The 9655-nt window shown below is 68.7% G+C and carries 9 protein-coding genes; 6 read left to right on the forward strand and 3 right to left on the reverse strand.

Annotated elements, in window-relative coordinates; translation table 11 throughout:
* Positions 1 to 351: 351 nt before the first annotated feature.
* The 6 genes from D7X74_RS42780 (at position 352) to D7X74_RS45130 (ending at position 7762) form a co-directional block, all read left to right on the forward strand.
* Complete coding sequence (locus tag D7X74_RS42780) at positions 352 to 699, forward strand: hypothetical protein (RefSeq protein WP_120630958.1); 348 nt, start codon at positions 352 to 354, stop codon at positions 697 to 699.
* Between the two features lie 26 nt (positions 700 to 725).
* The gene (locus D7X74_RS34820) at positions 726 to 1640 is read left to right on the forward strand and encodes a DUF2381 family protein (RefSeq protein ID WP_120537305.1); all 915 of its coding nucleotides are present in this window, start codon (positions 726 to 728) and stop codon (positions 1638 to 1640) included.
* A 314-nt stretch (positions 1641 to 1954) separates the two neighbouring features.
* Positions 1955 to 3130 (forward strand): DUF2380 domain-containing protein, encoded by a 1176-nt coding sequence (locus D7X74_RS34825; protein ID WP_370450837.1) that lies wholly within the window; start codon positions 1955 to 1957, stop codon positions 3128 to 3130.
* The gene (locus D7X74_RS34830; RefSeq protein WP_120537307.1) at positions 3127 to 3597 is read left to right on the forward strand and encodes an NUDIX hydrolase; all 471 of its coding nucleotides are present in this window, start codon (positions 3127 to 3129) and stop codon (positions 3595 to 3597) included. The genes D7X74_RS34825 and D7X74_RS34830 overlap by 4 nt, the downstream gene beginning before the upstream one ends.
* A gap of 150 nt (positions 3598 to 3747) precedes the next feature.
* Positions 3748 to 6168, forward strand: coding sequence for a DEAD/DEAH box helicase (locus tag D7X74_RS34835; protein WP_199741971.1), 2421 nt, complete (start codon positions 3748 to 3750; stop codon positions 6166 to 6168).
* Between the two features lie 16 nt (positions 6169 to 6184).
* A complete protein-coding gene (locus D7X74_RS45130) occupies positions 6185 to 7762 on the forward strand; it encodes a ribonuclease H-like domain-containing protein (protein WP_120537308.1) in 1578 nt (525 codons plus the stop codon).
* On the opposite strand, the gene D7X74_RS34845 is transcribed toward D7X74_RS45130, so the two are convergent.
* The 3 genes from D7X74_RS34845 to D7X74_RS34855 form a co-directional block, all read right to left on the reverse strand.
* On the reverse strand, positions 7750 to 8310 hold the full coding sequence (locus tag D7X74_RS34845; protein ID WP_147446787.1) for a hypothetical protein: 561 nt from the start codon (positions 8308 to 8310) through the stop codon (positions 7750 to 7752). The genes D7X74_RS45130 and D7X74_RS34845 overlap by 13 nt on opposite strands.
* Before the next feature lie 34 nt (positions 8311 to 8344).
* The gene (locus D7X74_RS34850) at positions 8345 to 9043 is read right to left on the reverse strand and encodes a hypothetical protein (protein WP_233602390.1); all 699 of its coding nucleotides are present in this window, start codon (positions 9041 to 9043) and stop codon (positions 8345 to 8347) included.
* Positions 9044 to 9071: 28 nt separating this feature from the next.
* On the reverse strand, positions 9072 to 9655 hold a 584-nt coding region (locus D7X74_RS34855), incomplete at its 5' end, for an acetyl-CoA carboxylase biotin carboxyl carrier protein subunit (protein WP_147446788.1).

Raw genomic sequence — 9655 nt, forward strand, 5'->3', positions numbered from 1 at the left:
GTGCTGGGGTGGCGGGGGCCACGCGCTTCGGGCCCCTCGTCCACCCGTCAGGAAGTAGCGCCCGCTGGCAAGTCGCCTAAAGGTGGTCTGGCCGCAGCTCTCACCGGGCCGGAGGCCATCGCCGCGGCCGTCGCTCATCCCGCGATGCTCCAGGAGGATTCAGCCACCGTGACGACGCAGACAACGCAGACCCCATCCCTTCAGCTCCCGTCGAAACTCGTGAAGAAGGGCATGAGCGTCATGGCCCGCGCGGTGGGGACCGTCGCAACCTGCGCGGCCCTCGGATGCCCCAGTCCCCAAATACGTCCGGCGCCTCCTCCCGAGCCATGTCCCGTGGGGGCCGTGAAGGCCATGGCGAAGCTGAAGATCAAACTGGAAGACAAGCACGGCGCGCTTTTTGTCTTCGGTCGGCCTCAGTTCATCTCAGTGCGTGAGGGACCCACGGAGCTGATCCTGGCTGGCCCCTGGGCGGACATGCCGAGCAACACAGTACTGTCGGGCCGGCTCATCGTGAGAGACCGCGTTTATGGGCGCCTGACGTGGGCGACGACGCCGAAGGGTGACAGCTTTCCCGTGTGCATGGAGGTCTACGCGGAGGGAGGGGCGCGAGGGATGGCCCGCGAGCCCGGAGACGATTCGCCCTCCAGTGCCCGCATCTTCACGGCCGCCTACGTGAAGGCGGTCGGTGGGTTCGAGTAGCAAGCCTGTCCGGGAGCCATCGTCGAGTGCCTTCTTCTTCCTTCGCCGTTCTGCTGGGATTCCTGTTCACGAGCGGAGCCGCTGTCGCTCAGGCGGAATTCCCATCCACCGTGCCGGGGGCGCGCCGCATCGAGCTGGCCCCTGACGAAGCTCCTCTCCCATCCGAAATCGCGGTGAGCCCAGGGCTGTCATCTGGCTTCTATTTCGATTCAGACCTACTGAGCGACGGCATCGAACTGGAAGGCCGGGAGCGCTTCTCGCTGGTGGACGTGGGGCAAGCCACCCTCCGATTGGTTCCTTCGTCGCGCGTGAACCCTGGCGAGACGTTCCGGCTGGTCGTGCGCTTCCGGGATGGAGCGTCGCCAGTGAGGGCCTTCTTCCTGCTGCGAGCCCATCCCGCGAAGGCGGAGCCACTCGTCGAGGTCTATCGTGGGAAGCGGACGATTGAGACCTACCAGCAAGAAGCCAGGGAGGCTCACGCGAAGCTGCTGATCTGCCAGGGCGAGAACGCGCGGTTGAGCGCCGAGCACGATGCGCCAGCGGGCCTGACGGGGCTCATCTCCACGGGAGCACTGGATGATTCGGGAGTGGCCGGCAGGGTCGTGACCCAAGATGTTGCCCAGGCTGCTGGGAACGCGCTCGAAGCAAACCTGGTTAACAGCTACCGTTCCAGGACGGGTGTCGCCGTGGAACTCATGCTGATGGTGAGGTCAGGTGCTCAGCCTTGGAGTGCGAAGGGCGCGTTGCTTCGAGGCAAGGCTGGAGCGGATTTGAAGGTGCTCCGCGTGTGGCAGGAGCAACCCATACCCGTGGGAGAGGCCCGGCGCGTCGTGGTCGAAGCCGAGACCACGACCGCTGCTGCCCAAGGGAACTTCTCGCTCAAGCTCTGGGAGGAAGGCGGCCCACGCACCGTCACGATCAGCAACGTGACGTTCCCGTAGGCGGGTGTCCTGTCGGCCCGGAATGAAGGCATCCTGGATTCTCCCCCCAAGGGGACTGCCGGGAGCGGACAATGCGCGCGAATGTCGGGGTGCTGTGCCTGGCCCTTCTGGTCACGGGCTGTGCCGGAGTCGAAACGCCTTCGAGGCGAGGGGGATCGCGGGTGCTTCGGCAGCGCGCCCTGGTGCCGGGGGGCACCGGCGAAGGATGGCGGAGCGGCAAGGCGGCGTCGGGGGCGAGCCCCAGGAGAACGGATGACGACTCCCGACGAGTCCAGCAAGCCGTCGCTGATGCCCTCCACGAGGTGAAGGAAACCGTGGATGACAGTGCCCGCAGGCTCCGTGCGAGCACGAGAGACTTCAGTGACGCTGGCAGTATCTTCACGCGTTATGCGGATTTCGGCTCAGGTCAGTTGCCATGGATTCGTGGCGCGCTGGCCGGGGCCACCACGCTCGCGGAGACCGCCGGGACGGTTTCAGATCCGGACATGGCGCTGGGAATGCTGCGGATATCCGGCCCGCGCGTTCAGGCCGCGATGTCCGGCGCTACGTTGCTCGCGGCATGGGTCGACTTCCTCCACCTCGCGGAGGTCGTGCGCCAGGAGTGCCCCTACTACGGGATGGAACGGCTGTTCCTGGACCTGGACCGGGTGCAGCGGCGGATGGCGCCGGCCATGAAGGCACTTGCCTCCATGGAGCCGGGGCAGGTGGAGGCCACTGCGACCGCGATGCCCGTGCTGATGGGGCAACTCACCGGTGAGTTCCAATCCATCCAGCAGGGCGCGCACGTTGCGATGGAGCGTGCAGGGAGGGTCATCGCGGCGGCGCAGTTCCTTGAGATGCTCACGCTGGTCTCCGCGCTGAAGACGACGTTGCCCAGGCCTCCGCCGGCCGCGCCCGTCACGCTGGGAGTGGGCCTCGTGATGGGGTCGGGCGGCGTGATGATGGGATCGCGGATCGTCGTCTCCGCCGAGTGGGTGGAGCGGATGCGCGAACTGGTGCGGGCAGGCGTCATCTCCGTGCCCGTGGTCAGCGCCGCGATCCGCATCCATGCAGGGCCGGTGATGATGGCCCAAGCTCACCGGGACCTGCCTCCGGGCGTGCGGGATGCGCTGGGGGACGGCCCCGAGGTTCGCGCCATGCACGAAACCGGCAGGGCAGGGGCCGGCATGTCCGATGCGCCGAAGCACCACGTCCTGCCGAGAGAGCACCGTGCGTGGTTCGAGAAGCGTGGTTTCAAGGGGGCCCTGGACATCGACCAGTTCTGCGTCCGCTTGGAACAGGCCCACCACGAGGCGATTCACGGAGGCGGGGACTGGCGTCTGGGACGCATGTGGCCAAACGAATGGAACCAGATGATCATGCGCACCCTGAACCGGGCAGAGGGAGAGGCTGGCAGGGTGTTGAGCCGGAATGAGATCCTGGACATCGTCGCGAACCGCATGACGTTCTACGAAATCCCGATGAGCTTTACTTCAGGGAGAGGTCGATGACCGATGGACGTTCCTGGCAGGGAAGCTGGAGGGTTCGGCTGTATGAGCGCGTCCGTGAGCGCGGCTACGATTCGCTGACCGCCTTCGCCGAGGCACATCCCACCACCTCGTTGGTCGCGCTGGCCAAGGAGCTTGGCAAGGACGACATCGCGGGCGTGCAGGTGATGAGCGGGTTGCTCGCGGAAGCGGAGCAACGCAAGCAGGTCACGCGCTTTGTTCGCGATGTGCTCGTGCGAGAGCTATCCGAGGGACTCCCCGAGGGTTGGCCGGCCGTGTTGGACGATACGAACCGGTTCAGGGTCGCCAAGACACTCGGGATCTGGTCCGGCTCTGTCCCCGAAACGCATCAGGAACGCGCCGAACAGGTCTTGGCGGCGCTTCGCGCTGCACCGCCTCCGGCCGGATGGCGTCCACTTGGACCCGACGACGAGTTGCTCCGCATGCTCCTACCGGACGACGAGGCCTGACCGCCTCCCGGTGGGGTGCTCAGCAATAATCCGTACTTGAAGCCAGGAAGGTGAGACCGGAGGGTGTCGGGAAGGGTCACCCACCGGGTGCCAGGGAGCGCGTGACGCGCGTTGTCCTTCCCGGTACACGTCTGTACAGTGCCCGGCCCTATGAAGCCCGAGAAGGAAACCGAGGCTTTTTCCGGCCCGCGTCGCTCACCGTGGTCGGGGGATCGCGGGCTGGAGGCCGTGCTCCAGGGGTGGCGGACGGACCGGCAGGTGTGGCCGAACATGGTCCTCGACGCGGTGACGCCCGCTCGGGCCGGGGTCTTCGCGCCGCTGCCGGAGGACCTGGCGCCTCAAGTTCGGGACGCGCTGCGCAAGCGGGGCGTGGAGCAGCTCTTCTCCCATCAGGCGGAGGCCTTCGAGCGGGCCCGGGACGGGGAGAGCCTGGTCATCGCCACGCCCACCGCGTCCGGCAAGAGCCTCTGCTACAACCTGCCGCTCTTGGATCGCTTCGCGCGCGAGCCGGACGCGCGGGCGCTCTACCTGTTCCCCACGAAGGCCCTGTCGCGCGATCAGGAAGAGTCGCTGCGGGCGTTCATGCGCGAGGCGGGCCTGGGCCACGGCGCCATCACCTTCGACGGAGACACGCCGGGGGATGCGCGGCGGGCCGCCCGGGAGCGCGCGGGTGTGGTGCTCACCAACCCGGACATGCTGCACACGGGCATCCTGCCGCACCACGCGAACTGGGCGCGGCTGTTCGCGAACCTGCGCTACGTGGTCATCGACGAGCTGCACACGTACCGGGGCGTCTTCGGTTCGCATCTGGCGAACGTGCTGCGCCGGTTGCAGCGGGTGGCGCGCTTCCACGGCGCGTCCCCCACGTTCATCCTGGCGTCGGCGACCATCGGCAACCCCAAGGCGCACGCGGAGCGGATGCTGGGGCGCGAGGTGGCGCTGGTGTCGGAGAGCGGCGCTCCGTCCGGCGAGCGGCGGGTGCTGGTCTACAACCCTCCGGTGGTGAACGCGGAGCTGGGCATCCGCGCCAGCTACCTCAAGAGCGCCGTGCGACTCACCGCGGACCTGGTGCGCGCGGGCGTGTCCACGCTGCTCTTCGGACAGTCGCGCAACAACGTGGAGGTGATGCTCAAGTACCTGCGCGACCGGTTCGTGGAGGAGAAGCTGGACCCGTCGCTCATCCAGGGCTACCGGGGCGGCTACCTGCCGGGCACCCGGCGCGCCACCGAGGCCGCGATGCGCGCGGGCGAGGTGCGCTGCGTGGTGGCCACCAACGCGCTGGAGCTGGGCATCGACATCGGGTCGCTGGACGCGGTGGTGTGCGCGGGCTACCCGGGCTCCGTGGCCGCGCTGTCGCAGCGCTTCGGACGGGCGGGGCGCCGGGGCATGGGGAGCCTGGCGCTGCTCGTCACATCGAGCGCTCCGTTGGATCAGTACTTCGCGTCGGATCCAAAGGCGCTCACGGGCGCGCCGGTGGAGCATGCGCGCATTGATCCGGACAACGTGGAGATCCTCGTGCAGCACCTGAAGTGCGCGGCCTTCGAGCTGCCCTTCGAGGAAGGGGACGCGTTCGGGGACGTGCCGGTGGAGAACACCACGGAGGCGCTGGACTTCCTCACGCAGCACCAGGTGGTGCACCCGTCACAGGCGGCGGAGGGCGGACGGCGGATGTTCCACTGGTCGTCGGACGCGTACCCGGCGCACCACGTGTCGCTGCGCAGCGTGGGCTGGGACAACGTGGTGGTCATCGAGCGCGGAAGCGACCGGACGCTGGCGGAGATGGACTTCCGCTCCGCGCACACGCAGCTGCACGAGCAGGCCATCTACCAGCACGACTCGGAGCAGTATCAGGTGGAGCTGCTGGACCTGGAGAACCACAAGGCGTTCGTGCGCAAGGTGGCGCCGGACTACTTCACCGACGCGATGACGAACGTGCGCGTGAGCGTGATCCAGGAGGACCAGGGCGCGCCCGTGGGCCCGACGCTGCACGCGGGGCTGGGCGAGGTGTCCGTCATCGAGAAGGTCGTGGGCTACAAGAAGATCAAGTACCACACGCATGAGAACGTGGGTTACGGCGACGTGCGGCTGCCAGAGATGCAGATGCACACCACCGCGCTGTGGCTGACGGTGCCGGAGGCGGTGGTGCGGTCGATGGATGCACCCCGTCCGGCGGTCATCGATGCGCTGCGCGGCCTGGGTTCGGCGCTGCGCACGGTGGCGTGCGTGGGGTTGATGAGCGACCCGCGCGACCTGGGGCGGACGCTCGGCAGCCGGGATGAACCGGACGGTCCGCCGCGCAAGGAGGGTGGGGTGGGCTTCGAGCCGACGCTGTTCCTCTACGACAACGTGCCCGGTGGCGTGGGGCTGGCGGCGCGGCTGTACGATCAGCGCGAGGAGTTGCTGCTGCGCGGTCGCAAGCTGCTGGAGTCGTGTCCGTGCGAGGACGGCTGTCCGGCGTGCATCGGGCCGGCGGCGGGTGGTCAGCCGGGGAGTGCTCCGGTGGGAGCGCATCCGCGCAAGCGGTTGGCGCTGGAGCTCCTGGCGGCGCTCGGCGTCGCGGGAGTGCAGTGAGGAGCACGGACGGCGCATGGACCTGAAGCGCAAGCTGTCGCGACTCACCAGCGCGGGCCCAGGCGGCTCGCGGGGAACGCCGGCCCCGGTGAACACCGTGGTGGAGGCGCGTCCCCAGCACGCGTCACCTCCGGACGTCCCCAAGGTCGAAGAAGCAGGGACGACCACCCTCGCGGAGGTGTTGGTGGAGGCGCTTCGCAAGCGCCTGTCCATGGAGGGGGAAGAGGGTCCTGCTCCCGGGCCGGTCTCGCGCGAGGCGGGTGACTTCGCGGAGCCCTCGGGTCCGCGTGACCGGGCTCGGGACGAAGCGGCCTCCGGCCTCGTGGACCTGCGAGAGGAAGCACGGCGACGGTTCGCTGCCCGGAAGGCAGGCAGCGCGGACGGCCCGGCGGATCCCCGGGTGGAGTCGCTGCGCCAGATGCTGTCGTTCTGGGCGGAGCGTCAGGGCACGGCCTCCGCGCGGCGGGCGGTGGCCCCGGTGCCCGAGCCCCGGGCGCTGCCGGTGGAGGCGCGCACGACGTCGTTCGGCACGGTGCACGTGGCGGAGCAGTTGTACGCGCCGGAGCACCACCACGGCACGGCCCCGGTGGCGGCGGCGCTCGACGTGGAGGCCCGGCTGGTGGCGAGTCTCGCGCTGCATCCGGAGTTGGAGTCGGTGGACTTCACGCGGATGCTGATGCTGGACACGGAGACGACGGGGCTCGCGGGAGGCACGGGCACGGTGCCGTTCCTGGTGGGGCTGGCGTGGTTCGAGGGCCGGTCGCTGCGCGTGCAGCAGCTCTTCCTCCGGCGCATGGGTGAAGAGGCGCCGATGCTGCGGCTGCTGGCCGAGCGCATGGCGTCGTCGTCCTGCCTCGTCACGTACAACGGCAAGAGCTTCGACTGGCCACTGCTGCGCACGCGCTTCGTGCTCAACCGGGTGCCGGTGCCGAAGGAGCTGCCGCACCTGGACCTGCTGCACTGCGCGCGGCGTGTGTTCAAGCACCGGGGCGAGGGTGCGCGGCTGGTGCACCTGGAGTCGAAGGTGCTGGGCCACCACCGGGTGGACGACGTGGACGGGTCGCTCATCCCGGAGCTGTACTTCCGCTTCCTGCGGGGGACGGACGGCTCGGAGATGGTGCCGGTGCTGGAGCACAACCAGAAGGACCTGTTGCTGCTGGCGGCGCTGCTGGGGGACCTCGTGCGCCGCTTCCGGGCGGAGGGGACGGAGCAGCAGGATCCCCGCGACCTGCTCGGCTTCGCGGTGGTGGCGGAGCGGGCAGGGGACGCGGAGCGCGCGCTCGCGTTCGCCAAGGCGGCGGCGGAGGGCGGCGGGAACGTGGGCATCGAAGCGCTGGTGGTGGCGTCACGCCTCTGCCGCAGGGCCGGCGACTGCGAGTCCGCGGTGGCGCACCTGCAACGGGCGCTCACGTTCGCCCGGCCCGGACAGGGGGCGACGCTGCACCTGTCGCTGACGAAGCTCTACGAGCACTCGGTGAAAGACCTGTCCCGGGCCCTGTATCACGCACGGCTGGCCGCCCCGGTGGAGCTGCCCGCGGACCATCAGCTCCGGCTGGAGCGGTTGGAGCGCAGGCTGTCGCGTCAGGGCGCCTGAGCGTCAGGTGTTCCCGCGTCGGATGGATGCAGGAAGGGCAGGGCGCTTGGACGCTCCGGATTGAACGACGGAGAGCCACCGGGCTCCGCCTTCTCGATGACGCCGCCATCGGGAGGCGCCACATACAGCTCCATCCCGTCCAGGACGCGTCGGAGGATGCGTCCATCGCGACTGATGGCGTACTTCGCCCCGGAATCAAGTCCCGGGTGAGGTCGTCCACATGCGGCGGGATCCTCGTCGATGCGAACGAAGATGAGCTCCTCGCGCTGGATGATCCGGAAGACGTGCGACGCCAGTGAGTCGGTGCACGGCGGGGCTGCCTGACCTGGGGGCAGGAAGTCATTGGCCGCAAGGGTCAGTGCCCGGAGGACGGAGCCGTCCATCAAGAAGGGTTGTCCCGAGGCTCCAAGGCGCAGCGGTGCATGTTCGAAGAACTGGGGAAACACTATCGAGGGATCATCCTCCACGGGCACGGATGCCGCGACGATGACAGCGCGAGTGCATCCGAGGGCGGCGAGCCCCATCAGCAACGACGCATATCGCTTCATCGTCCGTATTTCTCCATGACGAAGGCCCACGTCCCTAGTTGCGCACGATGCGATAGCGCGTGTCGTCCAGCCACTCCACCCGACCGATGACCTGACGTCTCCAGTCGCTGTCTTTTCGAAGCCACCGCAACAACTCTCCCGTTGCTGGGACGTACTGGAAGAACCCATCACAGGGAGGGTTCTCCAGGCTACCGGAGTGAGAGAAGAAGGCGACGATGGAGAGCGGAATCACACCCGCCTGCGTCTTGACGGTTACACCGTGCTCGACTGCCATGGCGACGATGAACCGGATGTCACGGTCCGACAGCACATTGTCGTAGGGGTGGTTGTGCAGGACGAAGACGTAGCCCAGGCTCCCTGGGGAGTAGCGCGGGTCATCCACGGTCGCAGGCAGGTCGCAGGTGCGCTTGTTCGGCGCGTCGTGCGGAGTTCCCGCCGCGAGCATGCTCATCTCGAACTTCTGGTCCGGCGTGTAGTACAGCCAGGCGCAGTACTCGCGAGAGCGCCGCCAGCGCAGTGAGAAGTTCTGCTCGGTCGGTCGTCCTGCGGTGGCTCGCGGCTGGCTCAGGATGAGGGGACACGCGGCCTTCAACGCATCCGAGAAGGTGTCGAACGGACCGAAGGCCGGCATGGGGCCGGGGATGCTCGTCAGCGATGCCCCTTCGACTCCGTGGACAACCCCCGGAAGGGGCTGCGTGGACGCGCACCCCAACACCAAGGTCGCCAGGAGCACGAGACGGCTCGTGGCGGGAGCCCGGCGTTCACGGCAGCGCATGGCGCAGCCCGGGGAACCACGCGACGAGCAGGCGCTGCGTGCCCAGCTTCACCCTGGCGCTGCCGGTACTCCCGTCCTGGTAGAGGCGCGACTGCTCATCCCGGATGAAGCTGCGCGACGGCACGTGCGCCCGCACCAGCACGACCCCGTCCTCCCGCGACGAGTCCTCGGCCTTCCTCGCCCGCGCGTATTGGAGTGACGCCTCCGGCCCCTCCACCGCCTCGATGACCGTCTCGAGCGGCTCGGGCATCCTCTCCATCCGGTACTCCAGCGTCATCCCCGGTGCCAGCTCCGACCGGTACTCCCCCGGCAGGAGCACGTAGAGCGACGGCAGCGCTTCCGGGTCCCTCACCGACACCACCGCCTGGCCCGCCACCACCTGTGCCCCCGGCGCCACCGACACGCGCCCCACCGTCGCCTCCCGGGGCGCCTTGAGGTCCACCGGCCCCGATGCCGTCTCCAGTCTGGCCAGCACCTGTCCGGGCGTGACCTTCTGACCCAGCCCCACGTCCACCGACACCACCCGCCCCGGGGCGGGTGGTGTCGGTGGACGTGGGGCTGGGTCAGAAG

Origin of the sequence: Corallococcus sp. CA047B (genome assembly GCF_003612065.1) — a bacterium.
GTDB classification, from domain to species: Bacteria; Myxococcota; Myxococcia; order Myxococcales; family Myxococcaceae; genus Corallococcus; species Corallococcus praedator.